The following is a 22,305-nucleotide window of genomic DNA, read 5'->3' on the forward strand; positions in this document are numbered from 1 at the left end:
AACTGTCATCGCAGTTTGTAACTAAAGAGTAACTCAAATATGGTGAATGAAACAGAGGAAGCGCTTCTGCCAGATCAATAAATGAGAAAAATTTAACGATATGGCAGAAGATAACATCAATGGTTTAGCTGACGTTTAAGCGACGTTGCGGGTATGACCGGCGAGGGCCGCCAGCGCATCGCTGTTTTCAATAGTAATATACTTACCTTTCACCGCCAGCATACCGCTTTTCTGGAAACGCCCCAGCAGACGGCTAATGGTTTCGACTGTTAAGCCCAGATAGTTGCCGATATCGCCACGGGTCATCGTCAGGCGGAATTCACGCGGTGAAAAACCACGCTGCGCAAAGCGGCGGGACAGGTTGTAAATAAACGCAGCCAGACGTTCTTCGGCGTTTTTCTTCGACAATAACAGGATCATATCCTGATCGCCTTTAATTTCACCGCTCATCAGACGCATCATTTGCTGACGCAGGTTAGGCATTTTGCCGGACAGGTCATCCAGTGTCTCAAAGGGTATTTCACATACCATTGAGGTTTCCAGCGCCTGTGCAAAGCTCGGATGATGACCGCTGCCAATGGCGTCAAAACCCACCAGGTCGCCTGCTAAATGGAATCCAGTAATCTGCTCATCGCCTTGCTCGGTAATGGTGTAGCTCTTAATCGTTCCGGAGCGGATAGCATAGAGCGATTTCAATTCATCACCTGCTTTAAACAGAGTTTGCCCTTTCTGAATGGGCTTTTTGCGCTCGATGATATTATCAAGCTGATCAAGCTCATGCTCGTTAAGTGTGAACGGGATGCAAAGCTGGCTGATACTGCAATCCTGGCAATGGATAGCACAACCGCCAGACTGAATGCGCCGTATAATTCGCTTTTCCGGGATCATAGGTCTGCTCAAGCCGTAATTGATATTTGTCAATTTTAACATCTTTTTGGTGAGCGCGTAAGTCTGAGCTATCCCGGAGAAGGAATAATTCAAGTATAAGTTTGATGAATACTTTTATCTATTTGAAAACACGTAATTTATTTGTTGTTGCTTTACATAAAAGTGTGACCGATAAGGCACTTTTTGCCTGTATTTTCATAATAAAAGATAGCCTTCATGGCGTAATAGCCACTCTTTTCGCTGCACGCCGCCTGCGTATCCGGTCAGAGTGCCGTTACGCCCGATGACGCGATGGCAGGGAACAACAATACTGATGGGGTTAGCGCCATTCGCAGCACCGACTGCGCGTGCGGCGCCCGGTCGTCCCAGTTGCGCCGCCAGTTGACCATAGTGCATCACCTGCCCGCAGGGGATAGCACGCAACGCCTGCCATACTTCCCGTTGAAAAGGTGTGCCCCCCGTGGCGGTTTCCAGAGTATCAATTACGGCGAGATTGCCTGCAAAATAATCTGCAAGCTTATCGCTGAGTCCACCGGGGTTAGTCGCAGAAACGCGTTCATAGCCTTCGTGACGGTAGTGGATATTTAGCAGTTGCTCCATACGACCGCGGTACTGTTCCCACTCAATGGCCCGCAGTCGGAACTGCTCATCGCAAACCACCCATAACGGACCTAATGGCGTGGCTATCTTCTCTTCAAGTAATCTCAGCATCCGTTCTCTCACATCGTCTTAATCTAACGTAAGAGACAAGATATCATGCCAGGAATACCCGCAACCATACTCCTTAAAAGATAGTCAGGGATAACACATTTAGCGCCAGTAATATCGTTGGCGGAGAAAAAGAGAGCCGGGCGAGGCGGTTAATTGCCTGACATTGTCGCTGTTATTGGAAATAACTGTAAACCGTTGTCGGTATAACAGGGCACGGTTATGATAACGGCAGTCGCAAAAACGCTGGAGGATGAACCATGAACCTTGACGATAAAGCGCTGTTTCTTGACGCCATGGAGGATGTCCAGCCGCTGAAACGCCATACTGATGTACACTGGCAGCCAACGCGTAATCTTAAAACGCCCCAGCGTATCGACACGCTTCAGCTTGATAATTTCCTGACGACGGGCTTTCTGGATATTCTGCCGCTGAATGAACCGCTGGAATTTCGTCGGGAAGGATTGCAGCAGGGTGTCATCGACAAGTTACGCAGTGGGAAATACCCTCAGCAGGCCAGCCTCAATTTGTTACGCCAGCCGGTCGAAACGTGCCGAAAAATGCTGTTTCGTTTTATCCTGGAGGCGCAGAAAGAGGGGTTGCGTAATGTCCTGATCATTCATGGTAAAGGGCGAGAGGCGAAGTCGCATGCCAATATCGTCCGAAGCTATGTGGCCCGCTGGTTGACAGAGTTTGAAGATGTACAGGCTTATTGTTCGGCGCTGCCGCACCATGGCGGCGGCGGGGCATGTTATGTCGCGTTACGTAAAACGGTGCAGGCTAAACAGGATAACTGGGAGCGCCATGCGAAGCGTAGTCGGTAAATCGTTGTCGCTGGCGGACAGGACCGCCAGCGCAAGCTCGCGCGAACCCGATTTTATGCCTGATGCTCAGGATTCTGCAAGAGAACGGGCGATAACGCTGTCCGCGGTAATAACACGGAGAAACAGTCATTCGCTTATTTAAGCGTCTATTAAAATATACTGGCTTTCGACTTAACTATTAAGCAGAAAATGGTGATAAGTACATCACTTGTCAATATGGATGGATGAATATCTTGGCATAGCGAATATAGGTGATTTTATCTGTTGCACTAAGGGAAATGGCGATGGTCTGGTATTGAATATGGAGAATGTCAAAGAAACGAATGGCAATAGGTATCTGAAATGCTATAAAAATAAAACCTGTCTCCTATCCTGGTTGTAGGCCGTCAAAAATGTTGAGAAATATCAGCGTCAGGACATGCATTATTCTATTCATGGTATGTACGTTTCTTTTGGTGGATACTTTACAAATAGCTTTTCTGCACGATCTCCCTATTTTAATTACGTGTAATATCATTTATCTGATCTCGACATTACTGCTTTGGTGGTATATGACCTGCTATCTGGTAGTGCCAATTAATACCGTGAAGAAAAGTATTGAAGAGGTCGCAGCAGGAAACTTGTCTATTCATATCTCCGAATTTGGCAATAATTGCGCCGGGCGACTCATCCCCGGGATTAATAGCCTGTCGGAGAATATTTCCGCGCTGGTACGTGAAATCAGATCCTCTTCGCAAACGGCAATGACCCTTTCCGAACAACTGGCGGCGCGCAGTCTGTCGCTATCCGTAAAGACGGAACAGCAGTCGGCCTCGTTAATTCAAACTGCCGCCAGTATGGATGAAATGGCGGCGAGTACCAAAAACAATGCGGATAATACCCGAATGGCGAGCATACAGGCGGATTGTGCAACCCAATGCGCCCGTAAAGGCGGTGAATTAATGGTGCGGGTTACAGAAAATATGCGTTCTATTACCGACTGTGCCTCGCAGATGACGGAGATTATTTCATTGATTGACGGTATCGCATTCCAGACTAATATTCTGGCGCTTAACGCGGCGGTAGAGGCTGCGCGGGCGGGCGATCATGGAAAAGGTTTCTCCGTGGTGGCAGGGGAAGTGCGTAACCTGGCGCATCGTAGCGCCGAGGCGGCAAAAAATATCAAGGCGCTGATCGACGTTACGCATGACAATGTGCGGCAGGGGGCCGCCATAGTGCAGGAGGCTGAAAAAAATATGCAGGAGATTGTTGGCGGCTCCGGGCAATTAAACGTGCTGATGAGTGAAATTTCCACCACCACGCGGGAGCAGGAAAAAGGCATTAACCAGATAACACTGGCGTTGAGCGATCTGGAAAGCGCAACCCATAGCAATGTCTTAATGGTTGAAGCGCTATCTGCTTCTTCGGATGTTTTAAAGGCGCAGGTGATCGAGTTACAGACTAAAACCGACAAATTTCGTTTAAGCCAGCCGGGTTACAGTGAACATGCGCTGTCGCGCTCTCATGTATCACCTCTTTCGACCATCACCAGGCGCGGCCAGGCCTGATAATACATGTTTGGTAAGCGCCTGTTGCTAAGGCGCTTTTTTCGCACGTTCCCGTCATTCTTTTTGAGCAATGAGAAAATGAGAGATTGCTTAACCTTTCCCGAAAGCTAGACTAACGGCATGAGAGTTGTAACGTGGAGGCGCTGTGGAAGCCATTAAGGGATCGGATGTGAACGTGCCAGATGCCGTTTTCGCATGGCTACTGGATGGTCGTGGTGGAGTAAAACCGCTCGAAGATAATGATGTGATCGATAGTCAGCATCCCTGTTGGCTACATCTTAATTATACCCACCCGGACAGCGCCCGCTGGTTAGCTTCAACGCCTTTACTCCCCAATAACGTGCGTGATGCGCTGGCTGGTGAAAGCTCGCGCCCGCGCGTAAGTCGTATGGGGGAAGGGACGCTCATTACGCTGCGCTGTATTAATGGCAGTACTGACGAACGCCCGGATCAATTAGTGGCAATGCGTTTATATATGGACGAGCGATTCATTGTGTCTACCCGTCAGCGAAAGGTTCTGGCGCTGGACGATGTGGTCAGTGATTTGCAGGAGGGCACCGGGCCCGTAGATTGCGGCGGCTGGTTAGTGGATGTGTGCGATGCGTTAACCGATCACGCCAGTGAATTTATTGAAGAGCTACACGATAAAATTATCGATCTGGAAGATAATCTTCTCGACCAGCAAATCCCACCGCGCGGTTTCCTCGCATTGCTACGTAAACAGCTAATTGTTATGCGTCGCTATATGGCGCCGCAGCGCGACGTCTATGCCCGGCTTGCGAGCGAACGGTTGCCGTGGATGAGCGACGATCACCGGCGCAGAATGCAGGATATCGCCGACAGGCTGGGAAGGGGGTTGGATGAAATTGACGCTTGTATCGCGCGTACTGGCATCATGGCGGATGAAATTGCCCAGGTGATGCAGGAGTCTCTGGCGCGCAGAACTTATACCATGTCGCTTATGGCGATGGTTTTTCTGCCCAGCACTTTTTTAACAGGGTTATTTGGCGTTAACCTGGGCGGTATTCCCGGCGGCGGATGGCGGTTCGGCTTTTCTCTGTTTTGTATTCTGTTAGTTGTCCTGATCGGTGGTGTTACTTTATGGTTGCATCGCAGTAAATGGTTGTAACAAAAGCGCTTTTCAGACCATTTCGGGTGAAAAAACGCCGAGAAATTTGAGCGAAGTCAATAAACCATCTACCTATTCGGGGCAATATCTCTCTCGCAGGTGAATGCAACGTCAAGCGATGGGCGTTGCGCTCCATATTGTCTTACTTCCTTTTTTGAATTACTGCATAGCACAATTGATTCGTACGACGCCGACTTAGATTAGTCGGCTTTTTTTTGCCTGTAGACTATCTGCGTCTACCCTTTAAGAGTCTGAATGACATTCTGGAGGGTAATATGAGCTGTCTTTTGACCTTATTATATCTACACTCGTCCTTGTCGGACCCGATTCCCACTGACCCTGTTCCCATTCCTGAGCCGCTTCCCCGTCCTCAGCCGATGCCCGACCCGCCGCCGGACGAAGAACCGATTAAAATGTCGCATCAAACGCCCGGATCTGCGAGGATACGCGCCTGCTGACTATGAGTCGTTACCGCGAGAGTAAATTGTGACCGCTTTTTCAACCCTGAATGTTTTGCCCGCCGCCCAGCTCAATAACCTTACTGAGCTGGGCTATCTTGAGATGACGCCTGTTCAGGCCGCAGCATTACCCGTCATTCTGGCGGGAAATGATGTGCGTGTGCAGGCCAGGACCGGTAGCGGTAAAACGGCGGCGTTTGGTCTTGGGCTCTTGCATCGAATTGATGTCACTCTGTTCCAGACACAGGCATTAGTGCTGTGCCCGACGCGGGAGCTGGCGGATCAGGTAGCCGGGGAGTTACGTCGCCTGGCCCGTTTTCTGCCAAATACCAAAATTCTGACCTTGTGTGGCGGGCAGCCCTTTGGCGCACAGCGCGACTCGCTTCAGCACGCTCCGCATATCATTGTCGCGACGCCGGGGCGCCTGCTGGATCATTTACAAAAAGAAACCGTATCGCTGGATGCGCTGCACATTCTGGTAATGGATGAAGCAGACCGAATGCTGGACATGGGATTCAGTGACGCCATTGATGAGGTGATCCGCTTTGCGCCTGCGACGCGCCAGACGTTGTTGTTTTCAGCAACCTGGCCTGAGGCCATTGCGGCGATTAGCGGTCGTGTACAGCAGCAGCCAATACGTATTGAAATCGATACGGTAGATGCGCTACCGGCTATCGAACAACAGTTCTTCGAAACGTCTGCGCATGAAAAAATTTCGCTGCTACAAACGTTGCTTAGCCAGCATCAGCCAGCGTCCTGCGTGGTATTTTGCAATACCAAAAAAGATTGTCAGGCCGTTTGTGATGCGCTTAATGCGGTAGGACAAAGCGCGTTGGCGCTCCACGGCGATCTGGAACAACGCGACCGCGACCAGACGTTGGTGCGTTTTGCAAACGGTAGCGCGCGCATTCTGGTTGCCACCGACGTTGCCGCGCGAGGATTAGACATTAAATCGCTCGAACTGGTGGTTAACTATGAACTGGCCTGGGACCCGGAGGTGCATGTCCATCGTATTGGCCGTACGGCGCGCGCGGGAAGCAGCGGCCTGGCGATCAGTTTCTGCGCGCCGGAAGAGGCGCAGCGGGCGAATATTCTTTCAGAAATGCTGCAACTCAAGCTGAACTGGCTGAATGCGCCCGCCCGGCAGCCGTTACTCCCTCTGGCCGCAGAGATGGCTACCCTATGCATTGACGGCGGCAAAAAAGCGAAAATGCGTCCGGGAGATATTTTGGGCGCGCTGACCGGCGATATTGGATTAGACGGGGCGGATATTGGCAAAATTAACGTGCATCCAATGCACGTTTACGTCGCCGTACGTCAAGCAGTAGCGCAAAAAGCCTGGAAGCAGTTGCAAAACGGGAAGATCAAAGGCAAGTCATGCCGGGTACGGCTATTATAATGATCGATAGCATGGCGTCTCAGCGGAGTGCTGAGACGCCTGCAGATTATTTCACTTCGATAACATCAAGCCGCAACGCCTCTAAGGCGGTGTCATCTTCTTCCGGCTGCCAGCCAGCGGGCTGCAAGGGAATCTCTTCACGATCGAACGCTAAATCGCCGCCGTCGACGACCTCGGAACCGTGAGTGATTCCTTTGAAATCGAACAGGTTAGTGTCACAAAGGTGAGACGGCACGACATTCTGCATGGCGCTAAACATCGTCTCGATCCGTCCAGGATAGCGTTTATCCCAGTCGCGTAGCATGTCGGCAATCACCTGGCGTTGCAGGTTGGGTTGCGAACCGCACAGATTACAAGGAATGATAGGAAAGGCTTTGGCCTCAGCAAAACGGATAATATCTTTCTCGCGGCAGTAAGCCAGCGGGCGGATCACGATATGTTTGCCGTCATCGCTCATCAGCTTCGGCGGCATCCCTTTCATTTTTCCGCCATAGAACATATTCAGAAACAGGGTTTGCAGAATATCGTCGCGATGGTGGCCCAGGGCTATTTTGGTCGCGCCCAGTTCAGTCGCCGTACGATACAGGATACCCCGGCGCAAACGCGAGCACAGCGAGCAGGTGGTTTTTCCTTCCGGAATCTTCTCTTTCACAATGCCGTAGGTGTTTTCTTCGACGATTTTATATTCTACGCCCAGCTGCTCAAGGTAGGCTGGCAGGATATGCTCCGGGAAACCTGGCTGCTTTTGATCGAGGTTGACGGCGACCAGTGAAAAATTGATCGGGGCGCTTTGCTGCAAATTACGTAAAATTTCCAGCATCGTATAGCTATCTTTGCCGCCAGAAAGGCAAACCATAATGCGATCGCCTTCTTCAATCATATTAAAATCGGCAATCGCTTCGCCAACGTTACGGCGCAGGCGCTTTTGCAACTTGTTGAGGTTGTATTGCTCTTTCTTTGTATTCTTTTGAATTTCTTGCATTATTTCAGTTCTCTGGTACTAAATGGGGCGAACTTTGCAACTACGATAACCGCGCATTCAACATCGCTACTTGTTCGTCGTTCATGTCATCAATCTACATACCGTAAATTTCATACACCATCTGCGCAGTTTCATGCCCCATTTGGCTGGCGATAAATGCCGGGTTCGCTCCTGCCGTCAACAGCCAGCAGGCAAAAGTATGTCGCGTATGGTACGGATTACGGCGACGAATGCCAGCACGTTTTAATAGAGATGGTACCTTCGGATATTGTCAACTGTATACATCATGCAGCCAGGTCCGTTAAGAAGTGACGGGCTCAACTGAAATTCAGGCGCTGCTGCGTCCTGATGATGGTACGTTTCAAGTGGTTTCGTGGAGTGAACCGGGACTGGTGTAAAATGATATTCGGCACACCCTTTTTGCTCTTTTATTGGTGATATAAAATAACGTATCAGTATTTTATTATCTAATAAGATAGTGCAGAGTGTTTAATTATTGTTGGGTAAGATCATTTTACCGTATACTATTTAAAATTTTCTTGTTTATTCTGGTGGTCGTATTGAATTAAAAATAGCCTGTATCATATGTACAGTTCAGACAAATTATTTGCGATGAGAATTGCTACCTGATATCTACACCTTATGAAGCATACCATAATTCTGGCTGGAGAGCGTAATGCGTATAACAGTAAGTGATATATCAACCAGAGAATCACAGCAGACGGTACAGATACAAGCTATCAGAAGTTGGGATACCATACCGTACCTTTCAATGTTGGATGGACTTTATCAGGACGATATCTTTCATGAGCAAGTGTCTAATTTACCAGAAGAATATATTAAGTTGGATGAGATGGCCAAAGATGAAGAAAAGAACAGATTAAATATTTACGACTTCTTCTTTGAGCCAACACATGAAATTATATATGAAGATATTAAGTCAACATTGGATTTTTATTATTCAAATAGCACAACTTTCCGTAGGCTGGTTAATTATAAAGTAGAGCGCAGTATCAATGACGATATAGATACCAATAAATGCGAGGTCAAGATATCTCTAAATTACAGTTACGAAAATATTGATGGGGGGCGAGGATATTTATCGCTTCCATTTGATAAGAACGGCTATCCAATTCCCCCTGACTTTCACAACTGTGTGAATGGAATCACATCAGAAAAATTGTTGTTAGATCTATTTCTAAAACATATTTTGCACGATCATTTAAATGCAAACGGTGAAGTTACAAACGTTTACGCCAATGTTATTTATAAAGAGATTGATCCTGCTGCAATTGCACATACATCGTCGTGTTTTTCTCAGGTAACGATGAGTGGTGAACATGAGCTATTTAATGTAGATAGCGTAACTGTTCCACCTAAAAGTACTGAGCAAATTATATCTGAGGGAAAGGAAATTCAAAGGCAAATTTTCTTATCTTCCCATAGCAGCAATCATCTTCAGCCAGTAACCATTCATAAAATGGACAGGAGTATTAAAAACATTGCAGTAACTGGTTTGTTATTATCATCAAGATTAGCAGTAACATCTGGTGATTATAGGATAAAAAATGGTAATTCAGAAGGTGAGAATAATTTTTTACCCGTTAAAGAATTACAGAGATATGAAAGGGCTCTCCCGGAGGATCATCCTGCCCCAACTACGGAGCCTAACCTGGCAGGTAAGGTGTTAGATGGCCTATTTGAACACTTTACATCTATGGCGGGAGGACGCCTTATCTCAATACTCAAACTACTGGTAAAAGAACAAGAGGCAAATAGTTATAAAAGAGGCTATCATGAATTACTTGCGTTTTCTCAAACTGGGCAGTGGACGCATGATGGAAGAGTTATTGCTGCTGAATATATGCTCAAAGGTCTTTTAGTTCATTTAAGTGATCGTCTCATCGTTCTCGGTGAGGGAAGTTTCGTTTCTTTTCTATCTTTTGTAAGAGAAAATATTCAACATCAATATAAAATATATGAACTAATGGCGCGTGATATGCTGGTTCATCCTATGCATTTCAGTACTGAGCCTGAACCACCCATGATAGACAGGCCTTTATGGACAAGGGAAAGCCATTATGCGAAAGTCCTGTATGAAAAGTTTCCTGCTATTTCTGGTTCAAGCTTTGACGTTTTCTATGGTAAGGATGCTATTATTACAGCATTAGAAATAGTATCTTTCAATAGACAAGAAAGAGGAAAGAGCGCTTTTAATAAAAAAAGGATGAATCATCTTTTTAAGCTGGTCCAATTAGTGATACACCATTTATCCAGCAATGGTGGTGATAGAGTATTGCTTAGCCCTGAAGGCATAAAAAATAATTTTATTATTATGCGTAATATTATTTTTTGGTGTGCAAAGATAACGGGGCCAGTTAATGATAAAAAAATAGACACAATAGCAAGAAAAATTGTGGTTAATAATAAATTTACCAAAGGTGTTAGATCAACACTTCCCAAAAGTAACGAGCCTTTAAAATTGTTAATGAAAGCCGCGATCAATAAGCAGCTAGACTGGGCGGAGAAATATTATCGAGCAGAGACTCATATGAAGGAACATATGCAGGAGTGTGATATCTTAGGACTAATGGATATCAACAAAATGGTGCAAGAGGCCGTTGTTGGGCTTATTCACGAGATCAGTGATATTGCGCAAAGCAGTTGGCTGACATTAGAAGAACAACATGAGAGACAGGCTCAGGCTCTCGAATCGTTCAAGGAGAAGCTTTCCTCCATGAATGGCGGGCAAGAATTCGTTTATGCATTTAATAAGATTATTCAGGAGGGGTTGGGAGGATTAATTGAGCTGAGTTTTGATCTTGATGATACTATACATCATCGCACAACTTCCTCATTAAGTCCGGCTGCAAGAGCAGGACTTCACCTCTTAGGAACGGTCTGGAATATTGTAATGGGGCTTATCCCTGGTTTTAACGCTCTGGCTGGTACCAGCAGTATTCTTAATCGGGCTGTTGTGGAAAACTCTGCGGATGTATGCGGTTACGTACAGGATATTATTCGTATCGGTATGGAGGCTGTTCCTGTTGCTGGAGCGAAGTTCACAGAAAGAGCGGCAAATGCAAAGTATACGGGCCTCCGATTTGTTGAAAATAAAATACAAAGAGGTGTAGTACGAGCGCCGATTCAAAAGGGGAGTAATTATAAAACTATAGAGTCAATAGAAAATACAGATTTTATTTATCAAAAAACTAATCAGAAAGTTCTTGAGTTAGGTCCAGCGGGAAACGATGGGCTCTATCGCGCTACCGGTTTTGATAAAGAAACGTATGGTTATTACAAACCGTCAGGAGAAGGCTTTTACAGAAAACAGGCCTCATATCCACCGCTGTCATCGGAAGCGCCTAATACGATAAAATATGGCGACAGAGAGCTCGTTTTAACTAAAGAACCAAATTCAGAAACGTATCAGGCAACCTATTCGGATAGCGGAAAAAATTCAGCCATGACATTTTACCGATCTTCTGATGGAAGATTTTATCAAGCGTCAGGGCTGAAAGGTGGGGGGCTTATTCGCCATATTGATAAGCCTTATTCAGAGTTAAGAGAAGGAGACGCGGGTTATGATGAAGAACTGCTGGATATAACGGATGATTCCCCCTTACTGGAAGATATACTGGCCTCCCTGTCAGAAGATTTATACCCTACATCAGAAGAAAATGTACAAAGTATTTATAAGAAATACCGGAGTGGGGATGTAGCAGCAGGGGAGACCGAAGTTGTATTATGCCGAGGTACAATAGGTCCGCAGGCTGAAAATATTGTTAGTTTTAAAACAGCAGGCGGTATTGAGGGGGGCGATGTAGAAGTATTGCCTGTCTCTGCTGAAATAGCCAAAGAGCAGGTTCGAAGTGGAAGAATCGTACCTGAATATACCACCGATCTTAGTGTTGCCGACAGGTTCAGCAGGGAGCATTATCTTATTATCGTTAAGGTAAAAGTCAGATATCTTACACGAGGTAGCGTCAGCGAAAGCGGCTGGGTTATGCCAAAAAACACACCAGTGGACCCTGTTGGTATAATTGACAGGACATATGGTAATGCAGAAAATATGGGGCAGGCAAACGCTTCTAAGTAATCATAAATCCTGAACAAGTTTATTGTTGTTATCTCTCGTGTATGAAAGATTGCTTTTATACTTTAAATAATTCGAGTTGCAGGAAGGCGGCAAGCGAGCGGATCCCCAGGAGCTTACTCAAGTAAGTGACTGGGATAAGGGAACGCAGCCGCAGCACATGCAACCTGAAGTATGTTATGGCGAGATACGCAACGGGTCAAAAGCGTCTTTATTCTGTCATCCGTATTAATTAAGATGTCACCACGACCAGAAAAATATCGGAACGAAGATATGTATGACTAAAGAAGCTGTAATCTTTCTATTTATCGCCATCGTGGTAGAAGTTATCGCCACGATCTCATTAAAATTATCGGATAGTTTTACGCGTCTGGTACCGAGCCTCGTTACCATCATCGGATATTGTATCGCGTTCTGGTGCCTTACCATCCCAATGCGAACCATCCCTGCGGGTATCATTTATGCCATTTGGTCTGGGGTAGGGATTGTTCTTATTGGATTGATAGGATGGTTGTTTCTTGGCCAAAAACTGGATGTGCCGGCTATTATTGGCATGTTGCTTATCATCTGCGGCGTAATCGTAATCAATCTGTTTTCAAAAAGCGTCAGTCACTAGGCGATGATGATGGTTGATTTGAGCCCGCACTCTCTTATGCGGGCTCGGGTATTTAGCGCACCACCAGTACGGAGCATTCCGCATGACGCACAACGGCTGCGGCGTTGGAACCCAACAGATAGGTAGTAATATCCGGACGATGCGAGGCGATAATCACCATATCGGCCGGTAATTTTTTTGCCATTTCCAGAATCTTATCTTTAGGAGAGCCTTCTGCAACGTGCGCCTGCACGCGGTCCGCGGGAAGGTTGAATTTCTTGATAATCGCTTCCAGTTGAGATTTGGCTTCGGCTTTCAAATCGTCCATTGCGGGAAGCTCTGCTGAATAAGCCAGTCCCAGTGAAGCGTAATAGGGCAAAGACGGGATTACAGTCAAAAAGTGCACTTTAGCGTCGTCAATCTTTGCTTCAGCTTCAACATGCGAAATCACGCGTTGAGTTAATTCTGAATCTGAAATATCGATGGGTACAAGAATCGTTCTGTTCATAAAACCTCCTGTTTAAGTATCCACTGAAATTCTACTCCCTAAAGGCACTTTATGTACAATGACATACGTCACATTTTAGGTGCTGCTCCACGATACTCTGCGGGGACTACCTACAGGGGAGGGCGACGTAATATTACACGTATTCCACGTAAATAATCAGCGAGTTGACGTTAAAACGTTATTTCTGCCTTGTCAGGAAAGACCTAAAAAGAGATGTTACCGTTTAATTCAATAATTAATGAAATAATTCGCAGTGAAATAGATATAATTTATACGAATGCTTTTGGGGGTATTATACAAAATAAAAATTATACAATATCATTCGGTTACGATATTCTACGCCTGTTATATGCCTTTATTGTCACATATTCATTTTGTCGCTGGGCCATTGCGTTAACCTTTGCTTTCCAGCGTATAAATTGACAAGCCCGAACGGATGTTCGGGCTTTTTTTGTTTCCAGGTTAATCCTTAGAATATTTTTTAATCTGCGCCGGGTTTTTCCGCTTTTCCTGCCAGCAAGGCAAGAAAGTCATAGCGTTTTTGCAAATCCAATGCGGCATCTCGCCATAATTGTTCAGCTACTTCAGGCTGTTGCGCATTCAGGCGACGGAAACGCTGTTCATTAAGCAACGTTTCCGCCAGGGCATCAGACGGTGGCCGAGAGTCCAGAGCCAGCGGCGGCTTGCCTTCATCCGCACGGCGGGGATCAAAGCGGTATAACGGCCAGAAACCGGTCGCCGTTAACTGGCGCATCTGGTCATGGCTTAGCGCCAGATCGTAGCCATGTTCTTCACAGGGGCTATAGGCAATGATCAGCGACGGTCCTGGCCAGGCTTCGGCCTCCTGGATGGCTTTCACCGTCTGGTTTAACTGCGCGCCCAGCGAGATTTGCGCGACATAAACATGACCATACATCATCATGCTGACACCAAGATCTTTACGGGCTTTACGCTTGCCATGTTCGCCAAACTTAGTGACGGCGCCAAGCGGCGTCGCCTTCGACGCCTGGCCGCCAGTATTGGAGTAACACTGCGTATCCAGAACCAGAATATTGACATTCTCCGTCAGGCTTAACACATGGTCTAAACCGCCAAAGCCGATGTCGTATGCCCAACCATCGCCGCCAATCAGCCAGATTGATTTTTCTACCAGCGCATCAGCATCCTTTAACAGTTCCTCTGCGCCCGCAACCGATTTCAGATGTTGGCGTAATGCGGCGACCTGCTCACGCCGAACGTCAGGCGTTGCTTCGGCATGCAGCGCATCGTTTAATTCCGCCGGGATGCGATCGGCGAATTGCGCCAGTAAACGCATGACGCGCGCCCGGTGCTGATCCACGCTCAGACGGAAACCGAGACCAAATTCCGCGTTATCTTCAAATAACGAATTCGCCCATGCCGGGCCGCGTCCGTTGGCATCGGTGGTATAAGGCGTTGAGGGTAAGTTACCGCCGTAAATAGAGGAACACCCCGTGGCGTTAGCGATTAACATTCTGTCGCCATATAACTGAGTCAGCAGTTTAATATACGGCGTTTCGCCGCAGCCGGAACAGGCGCCGGAATATTCAAACAGCGGCGTAATGAGCTGCGATGTGCGGATATCAATTCGTTCCAGTTTGCTGCGTTCGATTTCCGGTAAGTCGAGGAAGAAGTCATAATTCACTTTCTCTTCTTCCACATGCTCAAGGCGTGACATCATGTTAATCGCCTTAATCTGTGGATCTTGCCGATCTTTAGCCGGGCAGACCTCTACGCATAAATTACAGCCAGTACAGTCTTCCGGCGCGACCTGCAGCACATATTTCTGGCCGCGCATATCGCGGGACTTCACGTCCAGCGAATGCAGACTGGCTGGCGCGTTCTCCATCGCCTGCGGGGAAACGACTTTCGCACGAATTGCCGAGTGAGGGCAGGCAGCGACGCAGTGATTACATTGTGTACACAGTTCCTCTTTCCAGACAGGAATCTCTTCGGCGATATTGCGTTTTTCCCAGCGGGTGGTGCCCATTGGCCATGTTCCGTCCGGCGGCAGGGCGGAAACAGGCAGTGCGTCGCCGAGGCCCGCCAACATGGCGGCGGTAACGGTTTTCACGAAATCCGGCGCGGCGTCGGAGACGACCGGCGGGCGATGCGCGCTATGCGGATTAACCGCCTGCAACGGCACTTCCGCCAGCGATTCCTGCGCCAGAGCCAATGCCTGCCAGTTACGCTCAACCAGATCCTGTCCTTTGCTGCTATAGCTTTTGGCAATCGCGCCCTGCAGCTCAACCAGGGCGCTATCGCCCGGAAGAATATGCGTCAGGTGGAAGAAAGCCATTTGCATGACGGTATTGATGCGGGCGCCAAGTCCACATTCGCGGGCGATTTTCGCCGCGTTAACCACGTAAAAACGCGCCTTTTTCTGATTCAACACCGCCTGAACTTCTTGCGGCAGACGCGACCAGACCTCGTCGGCGCTGTACGGCGTATTAAGCAGAAAGATACCGCCGGGCTTTAGACGCTCCGCCATCTGATATTTATCGATAAACTGTAATTGGTGGCAGCCGACAAAATCCGCCTGAGCAATTAAGTAAGCGGAACGAATGGGTTTCTCGCTGACGCGCAGGTGCGATACCGTGAGCCCGCCAGCTTTTTTAGAGTCATAAACGAAATAACCTTGCGCATACCACGGCGTAGAATTACCGATAATTTTAATATTATTTTTCGTGGCGGATACGCTGCCGTCGCTTCCCAAACCGTAAAATAACGCTTCCAGTTTAGCGCTGCCGGGCAGGGTATTTTCCGGTAATGGCAGCGAGAGATTAGTGACGTCGTCATAAATACCCACCGTAAACCGTGGCTTGGGTTTCGCGCGGCTGAGTTCATTAAAGACCGCCAGTACGCACGCCGGGCCGAACTCTTTGGATGATAGCCCATAACGGCCGCCAATGGTGCGCGGCAATGTTTCGCGCTCGCCATTATTAAAGGTTTCCGCCAGTGCGGTCATCACGTCCAGATAAAGCGGCTCGGCCTGCGCGCCAGGCTCTTTGGTGCGATCCAGCACGGCGATAGCGCGAACGGTTTCCGGTAATGCCTGTAACAAATGTTTGGCGGAGAAGGGACGGAACAGACGGACTTTCAGAACGCCGACCTTTTCTCCGCGTATCAGTAGCTCGTCCACGACCTCTTCGCAGGTGCCGAGGGCGGAGCCCATCATTATGATGACGCGTTCAGCCTGGGGATGGCCATAATATTCAAATGGCTGGTACTGACGGCCCGTAGCGTCGCCAAATGCCTTCATCGCCTCTTCAACATGATCATAAACGGCGTTGTACCACGGGTTGGTCGCTTCGCGAGACTGGAAGTAGGTATCCGGATTCGCTGAAGTTCCACGAATCACCGGATGTTCCGGATTCAGCGCGCGGGCGCGGTGAGCGTCGATCTCCGCCTGCGGCATCAGGTTCAGAATGGTTTCATCCGTTAGCGGTATAATTTTGTTGATTTCATGCGATGTACGGAAGCCATCAAAAAAATGAATAAACGGAACGCGGCTTTTCAGCGTAGCTCTGTGCGCGATCAGCGCAAAATCCTGCGCTTCCTGAACGCTGGCGGCGCATAACATCGCGCAGCCTGTCTGGCGGACCGCCATCACATCGGAATGGTCGCCAAAAATAGAAAGCGCGTGTGTGGCGACGGTGCGCGCGGCAACGTGCAGTACAAACGGCGTGAGCTGCCCCGCCAGTTTATACAGCGTTGGAATCATCAGCAGCAGTCCCTGCGATGATGTAAATGACGTAGAAAGCGAACCGGTTTGTAGCGCACCGTGAACGGCGGCGATCGCGCCGCCTTCCGACTGCATCTCTACCACACGCGGCGTATCGCCCCAGACATTTTTAAGCCCATTACCGGCCCAGGCATCCGCTTGTTCAGCCATTGTTGAACTGGGCGTAATCGGGTAAATGGCGATAACCTCGCTGGTACGGAACGCCACCGACGCTACCGCGCCATTACCGTCAATTGTTTGCATATGACACCCTTACATTGCGCAAAAAAGAGGGACACGCATAATCGTGAGCGCATCCTGTAGTTATCCTTTTATTTTAGCAAAGCCCTTCAAGCCCCATTTTCGCTTTTGTGTCCCTGGCGGGAGGAGAATGGCGATTTCTTGCCGAAAAGACGTAAAAAATTGCCAATAAATGTTAATGAAGCGCATAAATGCGCGCTTTGCCTCTCGACGCGTCAGTTTCTGCTGCCTATTATTTAGGGCGGTGTCGTTTGGATGAATAAACAGAGGGGAGAGAAATGCGCGCAGCGTTTTGGGTGGGATGTGCCGCGTTATTATTGTCGGCTTGCAGTAGCGAACCTGTTCAGCAGGCAACCGCGGCACATGTTTCGCCAGGGATGAAAGCGGCGATGTCCAGCGCTGGCGAAGCGAATTGCGCTATGATTGGCGGTTCGCTTTCAGCGGCCCGGCAGCTTGATGGTTCAGTAATTGGTATGTGCGCGCTACCCAACGGCAAACGTTGTAGCGAACAGTCGCTTGCCGCCGGAAACTGCGGGAGTTACTAAGCGCGGCGTTTCGCCTGACGCGTATAACTTTTCACTTAATGGCTTAGTGCGCTAAATCCGCCAGTTTATACATTAGCGTTGTTTCTGCCGTCGCCAGCGTTAATTGGTTCGCAGTTAAATCGACCTGCGCGCCTTTGCTGAAGAGCTCGCTGAGGGTGCCGTCCAGCGCATTAAGCTGCGGATCGGCGCACATCATTCGGGTCATCGCTAAATTTTTCACTTTTAATTCGCCGTCAGACAGTTTTCCTTCGCCGGTGAATTGATTGCACATTTTGCCGGATACCGTCATGTCCTCGCCAAAGCTGAGCTCCGGGCCGGTGACCGTTTTACCGTTTACGCTTTCCAGAACAAAGCGGTGGTGCTCCAGTTGCTCGCGTTTGACGGACACTTTTCCACTGCTCACACACCCTGTCATTATGATGCTCAGGGCGACCAGCGTGACGATTTTCTTCATTGATATTCTCTGTAATCTGATAGTTAACACTGACTATAGTAATGATATGACCGGATAGATCTTCAGGGGTTATCCGAAAATGCTCCCCTGAGCGCAGGGGAGCGACAGGATTAGAACAGCGCGTTCGGGCAGGCTTCGCCCTTCTCAAGCTGGCTTAAGTTTTGTAACGTGGTTTCAGAGATGCTGATCAGCGCTTCTGCGGTCAGGAATGCCTGATGCCCCGTAAACAGTACGTTATGGCAGGCCGACAGACGGCGGAAAACATCATCCTGAATAACATCGTTTGACTTGTCTTCAAAGAACAGGTCGCGTTCGTTTTCATACACATCCATCCCCAGCGAGCCGATTTTCTGATTCTTCAGAGCTTCGATAGCCGCCTGGGAATCAATCAGCGCGCCACGACTGGTATTAATGACCATAACGCCATTTTTCATTTGATCGAATGCCGCATGGTTCAGCAAATGGTAGTTTTCCGGCGTGAGCGGGCAGTGCAGGGAAATGACATCCGATTCGGCAAACAACGTTTGCAGATCCACATACTCGACGCCGAGGTCAAGCGCGGCGGTGCTGGGATAGGGATCAAACGCCAGTAAACGCATTCCAAAGCCTTTCAGGATACGCAGCGCGGCGACGCCGATTTTACCGGTACCAATGACGCCAGCGGTTTTTCCGTGCATGGTAAAGCCGGTCAGTCCCTCAAGGGAAAAGTTAGCGTCGCGGGTGCGTTGATAAGCGCGGTGAATACGGCGGTTCAATGTCATCATCATGCCAATCGCATGTTCAGCGACGGCTTCCGGAGAATAAGCCGGCACGCGGACCACCTGCAAACCGAGCTCTTTAGCGGCATCCAGGTCGACATTATTAAATCCGGCGCAACGCAGCGCGATGTATTTCACGCCGTGTTTTTTCAGCTCTTCCAGTACCGGTCGGCTCCCGTCGTCATTCACGAAGATACAAACTGCTTCACATCCATTGGCGGTTTTCGCTGTTTTCTCGGTCAGCAGAAAATCAAAAAACTCCAGTTCAAAACCGAACGCTTCGTTCACTTGCTGTAGATATTTCTTGTCATACTGTTTGGTACTATAGACGGCGAGTTTCATATGACCTTCTCCAGTGATGTTAGAATCACACAAATATGCTTAAAATTATCTTACAAAAAATCAAAAATAATTGATAGTCATACATATAATGAATAATTTTAGGTTATCATTCTCCACAACGCCTCAAATAGCCGGAGGGCGCCCCTGCAACATGAACTATTAGGCTATGTACGGGCAATCATGCCAAAATAAAGAGATAGCCGACTGAATTTTTCGTTAAATCAGGAAATTAATGGCCCATGAAGGGTAAATATAAAGCCGCCCTTGCGCTACTGTTACTGCTGATTCTTATCCCTCTGACGCTACTGATGACCCTCGGGCTGTGGGTTCCCACTCTGGCGGGAATTTGGCTACCCGTCGGTACCCGTATCGCTCTGGAACAAAGTCCACGCCTGACACGTCATGGGTTAGTGATTCCCGATCTTCGCTATCTGGTCAATGATTGTTCGTTAGCGCATATTACCCAGGCGGAACTGACGCATCCCAGCCGTTGGTTGCTGAATATTAAAAGCCTCAAACTGGATGCCGCGTGCCTGGCGAAACTGCCCGCTACGGAAGCTTCCCCCGCCGCGCCGCGTACGCTGGCGCAGTGGCAGTCAATGCTGCCCAATACCTGGATTAACATCGATAATGTCATTCTCGCGCCCTGGCCGGAATGGCAGGGCAAGCTGGCTATCTCCATGACGCCGGTCATTCAGCAGATACGTTATCAGGGCGAAAAAGTAAAATTTCAAGGGCAGCTACGCGGTCAGGCATTGACGGTGAGCCAACTGGAGATCGCCGCGCTGGCCAACCAGCCTCCCGTTAGCCTGGCGGGGGAATTTGTGTTGCCGCTGGTACCGGATGGCCTGCCGGTCAGCGGTCATGCGGCAGCGACCTTGCGTCTGCCGCAGGAACCGTCGCTGGTGGATGCGGAACTGGAGTGGCGTGATAACGCCGGACAGCTCATCGTGATGGCGCGAGGTAATCCTGACCCGATTCTCGATCTCCCCTGGGCGGTAACGCGTCAGCGGCTTACCATCAGCGATGGCCGCTGGAACTGGCCATATCAGGGATTCCCCTTGAGCGGACGTCTGGCTTTTAATATCGATAACTGGCAAGCCGGGCCAGATAATGCGCGAGTCAGCGGACGCCTGAACATTCTGACCCAGGGCGATGCCGGTAAAGCGAACGCGGTACTGACTATCGGCCCGGGAAAACTCAGCATGGATAGCAGTGAGATGCCTCTACAGCTTACCGGCGAGGCTAAACAGAAGGATTTAATCTTTTATGCCGTCTTGCCCGCTATGTTCCGCGGCAGTCTGGCCGATCCGCAGCTCACCTTTGCACCTGGCGCATTGCTACGCTCACGTGGGCGAGTGATTGATGCGTTAGATATTGATGAAATTCGTTGGCCGCTGGCGGGCGTCAAGGTGACACCGCGCGGCGTTGATGGTCGATTACAGGCTATTTTACGGGCGCACGAAAATGAGATGGGCGATTTCGTTCTTCATCTTGATGGCCTGGCGAATGATTTTCTCCCTGATGCTGGTCGCTGGCGGTGGCGCTATTGGGGGCAAGGAAGCTTTACGCCAATGCGCGCCCACTGGGATATTGCCGGACAGGGCGAATGGCATGATAACACCATCAGGTTGACCAGTTTGTCCACCGGTTTTGATCAGTTGCACTATGGCGCAATGACTGTCACATCGCCAAGACTGGCGCTGAATAAACCTATTGTCTGGGTTCGCGACGCCACAACGCCGTCGCTACAGGGCGCGCTGTCTCTGGTGGCGGGGAAAACCGTATTTACCAGTGGGAGCGTGCTGCCGCCTTCTACCCTTAATTTTAGCGTTGAAGGGCGAGAGCCAACCCTGTTCCAGTTTAAAGGCGACCTTCGGGCGGGGGCGATAGGGCCGGTACGGCTGAATGGGCGCTGGGATGGCGAACGCCTTCGTGGACAGGCCTGGTGGCCGAAGCAGTCGCTTATCGTTTTCCAGCCGTTGCTTCCACCGGACTGGAAAATGACGCTGCGCAAAGGCTCACTGTATGCGCAGGTGGCTTTTTCCGCTGCGCAGGGGCAGGGATTTGAAGCAGGTGGACACGGCGTGTTAAAAGGCGGCAGCGCCTGGATGCCTGATAACAAAATCAACGGCGTCGATTTCATTCTGCCATTTCGCTTCCACAACGGCGCGTGGCAATTGGGGACGCGCGGGCCCGTCTCGCTGCGTATCGCCGGGATAGTTAACCAGGTCACGGCGAAAAATATCACCGCTGATTTACAGGGCGGTTATCCCTGGAGCGAGTCGAATCCATTACTGCTAAGCGATGTCAGCGTAGACGTGCTGGGCGGTCAAATCATTATGAAACAGTTGCGAATGCCGCAGCACGACCCGGCGCTTTTGCGGGTGCAAAATATTTCATCCAGCGAATTGATTAGCGCCATAAATCCAAAGCAATTCGCCATGTCTGGTCCGGTCAGCGGCGCGCTGCCGCTGTGGCTGAACAATGAAAAATGGATAATCAAAGATGGCTGGCTTACGAATCCTGGGCCAATGACGTTGCGTATCGATAAAGATACTGCGGATGCGGTGGTGAAGGATAATGTCACGGCAGGCTCGGCGATCAACTGGCTACGTTATATGGAGATTACGCATTCGTGGACGAAAATTAACGTTGATAACCTGGGCGTACTAACGATGCAGGCGGCTATTACCGGCAAAAGCCGGGTAGATGGTAAAACCGCGATCGTTAACTTGAACTATACCCATGAAGAAAATGTGTTTACGCTGTGGCGCAGTTTGCGTTTTGGCGACAATTTACAGGCATGGCTTGAACAAAATACAGCGTTGCCGCAACCTCCTTGCCGGAAAGACAAGGACTGTGAGGATAAATAATGAAAATGAGTATTGCCATGCTGTCAGCGCTTGCGTCATTTATCGTGGTGGGCTGCACGCCACGTATTGAAGTCGCCGCGCCGGAACAGCCGATTACCATCAACATGAATGTAAAGATCGAGCATGAAATACATATCAAAGTCGATAAAGATGTTGAAGAACTCCTGAAATCACGCAGCGATCTATTTTGAGG

Annotated in this window: 17 protein-coding genes and 1 pseudogene; 9 read left to right on the forward strand and 9 right to left on the reverse strand. The window is 49.1% G+C overall.

Annotated features, from left to right (window positions below):
- Positions 1-135 precede the first annotated feature (135 nt).
- Positions 136-888 carry a fumarate/nitrate reduction transcriptional regulator Fnr gene (fnr, locus tag QEN32_RS10675; RefSeq protein ID WP_000611914.1) on the reverse strand — a complete coding sequence of 251 codons (753 nt, stop codon included), beginning with the start codon at positions 886-888 and terminating at the stop codon, positions 136-138.
- 195 nt (positions 889-1,083) lie between these two features.
- Positions 1,084-1,599, reverse strand: a complete 516-nt coding sequence (gene ogt / locus QEN32_RS10680) for a methylated-DNA--[protein]-cysteine S-methyltransferase (RefSeq protein ID WP_064043948.1) — start codon at positions 1,597-1,599, stop codon at positions 1,084-1,086.
- A 257-nt stretch (positions 1,600-1,856) separates the two neighbouring features.
- On the opposite strand from ogt, the gene smrA reads away from it, so the two are divergent.
- The 4 genes from smrA (at position 1,857) to dbpA (ending at position 6,953) form a co-directional block, all read left to right on the forward strand.
- Complete coding sequence (gene smrA, locus QEN32_RS10685) at positions 1,857-2,420, forward strand: DNA endonuclease SmrA (RefSeq protein WP_001046799.1); 564 nt, start codon at positions 1,857-1,859, stop codon at positions 2,418-2,420.
- Positions 2,421-2,812: 392 nt separating this feature from the next.
- Complete coding sequence (locus QEN32_RS10690) at positions 2,813-3,967, forward strand: methyl-accepting chemotaxis protein (RefSeq protein WP_265322092.1); 1,155 nt, start codon at positions 2,813-2,815, stop codon at positions 3,965-3,967.
- Positions 3,968-4,112: 145 nt separating this feature from the next.
- Positions 4,113-5,096, forward strand: a complete 984-nt coding sequence (zntB, locus tag QEN32_RS10695; protein WP_000387373.1) for a zinc transporter ZntB — start codon at positions 4,113-4,115, stop codon at positions 5,094-5,096.
- 486 nt (positions 5,097-5,582) lie between these two features.
- A complete protein-coding gene (gene dbpA / locus QEN32_RS10705) occupies positions 5,583-6,953 on the forward strand; it encodes an ATP-dependent RNA helicase DbpA (protein WP_265322093.1) in 1,371 nt (456 codons plus the stop codon).
- 46 nt (positions 6,954-6,999) lie between these two features.
- Here the strand turns inward: dbpA and ttcA are convergent, their stop codons facing one another.
- Positions 7,000-7,935, reverse strand: coding sequence for a tRNA 2-thiocytidine(32) synthetase TtcA (gene ttcA / locus QEN32_RS10710; protein WP_001156208.1), 936 nt, complete (start codon positions 7,933-7,935; stop codon positions 7,000-7,002).
- Between the two features lie 94 nt (positions 7,936-8,029).
- A pseudogene (locus QEN32_RS10715) lies at positions 8,030-8,182 on the reverse strand (tyrosine-type recombinase/integrase); the annotation flags it as partial.
- A 429-nt stretch (positions 8,183-8,611) separates the two neighbouring features.
- On the opposite strand from QEN32_RS10715, the gene QEN32_RS10720 reads away from it, so the two are divergent.
- Positions 8,612-12,034 (forward strand): DUF4765 family protein, encoded by a 3,423-nt coding sequence (locus tag QEN32_RS10720; protein ID WP_265322094.1) that lies wholly within the window; start codon positions 8,612-8,614, stop codon positions 12,032-12,034.
- Between the two features lie 274 nt (positions 12,035-12,308).
- A complete protein-coding gene (locus tag QEN32_RS10725; RefSeq protein ID WP_000159242.1) occupies positions 12,309-12,647 on the forward strand; it encodes an SMR family transporter in 339 nt (112 codons plus the stop codon).
- A 52-nt stretch (positions 12,648-12,699) separates the two neighbouring features.
- Here QEN32_RS10725 and uspF read toward each other — a convergent pair whose 3' ends face one another.
- The 3 genes from uspF to QEN32_RS10740 all read right to left on the reverse strand — a co-directional run bounded on the left by uspF (position 12,700) and on the right by QEN32_RS10740 (position 17,500).
- Positions 12,700-13,134 carry a universal stress protein UspF gene (gene uspF, locus QEN32_RS10730; RefSeq protein ID WP_001082296.1) on the reverse strand — a complete coding sequence of 145 codons (435 nt, stop codon included), beginning with the start codon at positions 13,132-13,134 and terminating at the stop codon, positions 12,700-12,702.
- Between the two features lie 481 nt (positions 13,135-13,615).
- Positions 13,616-17,140 carry a pyruvate:ferredoxin (flavodoxin) oxidoreductase gene (nifJ, locus tag QEN32_RS10735; RefSeq protein ID WP_265322095.1) on the reverse strand — a complete coding sequence of 1,175 codons (3,525 nt, stop codon included), beginning with the start codon at positions 17,138-17,140 and terminating at the stop codon, positions 13,616-13,618.
- 60 nt (positions 17,141-17,200) lie between these two features.
- Positions 17,201-17,500, reverse strand: coding sequence for a hypothetical protein (locus tag QEN32_RS10740; RefSeq protein WP_001137722.1), 300 nt, complete (start codon positions 17,498-17,500; stop codon positions 17,201-17,203).
- Here QEN32_RS10740 and QEN32_RS10745 point away from each other — a divergent pair.
- On the forward strand, positions 17,416-17,682 hold the full coding sequence (locus QEN32_RS10745) for a DUF333 domain-containing protein (RefSeq protein WP_001200679.1): 267 nt from the start codon (positions 17,416-17,418) through the stop codon (positions 17,680-17,682). The two genes, QEN32_RS10740 and QEN32_RS10745, sit on opposite strands and share 85 nt — an antisense overlap.
- 43 nt (positions 17,683-17,725) lie before the next feature.
- On the opposite strand, the gene hslJ is transcribed toward QEN32_RS10745, so the two are convergent.
- Together hslJ and ldhA are read right to left on the reverse strand one after the other, a co-directional pair.
- The gene (gene hslJ / locus QEN32_RS10750; RefSeq protein WP_000725242.1) at positions 17,726-18,136 is read right to left on the reverse strand and encodes a heat shock protein HslJ; all 411 of its coding nucleotides are present in this window, start codon (positions 18,134-18,136) and stop codon (positions 17,726-17,728) included.
- Positions 18,137-18,246: 110 nt separating this feature from the next.
- Positions 18,247-19,236, reverse strand: a complete 990-nt coding sequence (gene ldhA / locus QEN32_RS10755) for a D-lactate dehydrogenase (RefSeq protein ID WP_000762206.1) — start codon at positions 19,234-19,236, stop codon at positions 18,247-18,249.
- A gap of 239 nt (positions 19,237-19,475) precedes the next feature.
- Between ldhA and QEN32_RS10760 the strand changes: the two genes are divergently transcribed.
- Both QEN32_RS10760 and QEN32_RS10765 read left to right on the forward strand, forming a co-directional pair.
- On the forward strand, positions 19,476-22,112 hold the full coding sequence (locus QEN32_RS10760) for a YdbH family protein (RefSeq protein WP_023993293.1): 2,637 nt from the start codon (positions 19,476-19,478) through the stop codon (positions 22,110-22,112).
- Positions 22,112-22,303 (forward strand): YnbE family lipoprotein, encoded by a 192-nt coding sequence (locus QEN32_RS10765; protein ID WP_000784063.1) that lies wholly within the window; start codon positions 22,112-22,114, stop codon positions 22,301-22,303. The genes QEN32_RS10760 and QEN32_RS10765 overlap by 1 nt, the downstream gene beginning before the upstream one ends.
- The last annotated feature ends 2 nt before the right edge of the window (positions 22,304-22,305 follow it).

This window comes from Salmonella sp. SA14318 (genome assembly GCF_029866905.1).
In the GTDB taxonomy this organism is placed as follows: domain Bacteria; phylum Pseudomonadota; class Gammaproteobacteria; order Enterobacterales; family Enterobacteriaceae; genus Salmonella; species Salmonella enterica.